The sequence below is a fragment of the Lysobacter enzymogenes genome (assembly GCF_017168095.1).
Lineage (GTDB): Bacteria > Pseudomonadota > Gammaproteobacteria > Xanthomonadales > Xanthomonadaceae > Lysobacter > Lysobacter enzymogenes_D.
Window position 1 is genome coordinate 3580 of the sequence record NZ_LXSD01000409.1, and the last position, 1600, is coordinate 5179.

1 protein-coding gene is annotated in these 1600 nt (G+C 72.8%); it reads right to left on the reverse strand.

The window, feature by feature from the left end:
* Nucleotides 1-526 precede the first annotated feature (526 nt).
* Nucleotides 527-1600 (reverse strand): ATP-binding response regulator (locus tag A7A76_RS17445; RefSeq protein WP_206412397.1); only part of this gene is annotated, 1074 nt, incomplete at its 5' end.

The following is a 1600-nucleotide window of genomic DNA, read 5'->3' on the forward strand; positions in this document are numbered from 1 at the left end:
GTCGTCGGCGCGGTGGCGCGGTCGCGGCTTGCGCCGCTCCTACAGGGGGCTGGCGATGCCGCGGGCGCTACCTGTAGGAGCGGCGCGAGCCGCGACCGCGAACGTTCAACTATTGCGAGCGTTGCGGGAGCGCGCGGCAGTCACGCGAATGCGAAGCGGTTGGGCGCGGACGGCGACAGGCGACTTGCGTCGTCGGCGCGGTGGCGCGGTCGCGGCTTGCGCCGCTCCTACAGGGGGCTGGCGATGCGGCCTGCGCTACCTGTAGGAGCGGCGCGAGCCGCGGCCGCGAAGATTCAACTATTGCGAACGTTGCCAGTGGGCGCGGGAGTCTCGCAAGCGCGAGGCGGCTGGGCGCGGATGGCGATGGGCGGTTTGCGTCGTCGGCACGGTGGCGCGGTCGCGGCTTGCGCCGCTCCTACAGGGGGCTGGCGATGCCGCGGGCGCTATCTGCAGGAGCGGCGCGAGCCGCGACCGCGACGGTTCGGCTGTAGCGAAACCTGGTGGATGGGGGCGGGCGGGCGCCGCGTCAGCCGCGCGGCGCGGTCAGTTCGTCCAGCGCGTCGGCCAGCATCGCGCCGGTCACGGGTTTGCGCAGGAAGCGGTCGAAGCCGGCGGCGGCGGCTTGCGGTTCGGCGTCGGCGTCGGCGCGCGCGGTCACCGCGACCAGCGGTTGGGCGAAGTCTTGCGCGCGCAGTTGCCGGGCGAGGTCGAGGCCGTTGATGCCGGGCAGGTCGAGGTCGAGCAGGGCGATGTCGTAGCGCGCGGTGGCGGTTTCGGCCAAGGCCGCCAGGCCGTTGCCGACGTGGGTGACGCGGTGGCCCTGCGCACGCAGCAGGCCGGCGATCACTTCGGCCACGGTGGCGTCGTCTTCCACCAGCAGGATCGCCAGCGGCCCCGCGTGCGGCCGCGGCAGGTGGGAGGCCGCGCCGCCGGCGCCGGCCGGCGGCTCGGCGTTGGCCAGCGGCAGGTCGAACACGAAACGCGCGCCCTGGCCGGGTTCGCTGTAGACCGCGATCTGCCCGTCCATCGCCGCGGCCAGTTCCTGGCTGATCGCCAACCCCAATCCGCTGCCGCCGTAGCGCGCCGCGGTGCGCGCGCCTTCGGCCTGCTCGAAGCGGCGGAACAGGCGCTGCTTCTGTTCTTCGTTGAGGCCCGGGCCGGTGTCGCTGACTTCGAAGCGCACGCCCTGCGGGGTCAACCGCTGCACGCGCAGGCTCACCGCGCCGACGTCGGTGAACTTGATCGCATTGCCGAGCAGGTTCAGCAGCACCTGGCAGACCCGGCTGCTGTCGCCGCGCAAGCCGCGCGGCGCATCGGCGGCCACGTCCACGTCGAAGCGCAGGCCGCGCTGCTGCGCCAGCGGCCGCATCAGGTCGGCGGCTTGCGCGACCAATGCGCGAACGTCGAACGGTTCGTGCGCGAGTTCGAGCTTGCCCGATTCGATCCGGGCCAGGTCGAGCGCGTCGTTGACCAAACGCAAGAGGTGTTCGCCGGCGCGGCGGATCGATTCGGTATAGCCGCGCTGCTTCTGGTCCAGCGGCGTATCCAGCAACAGCTCGCTCATCCCCAGCACGCCGGTCATCGGCGTGCGCACCTCGTG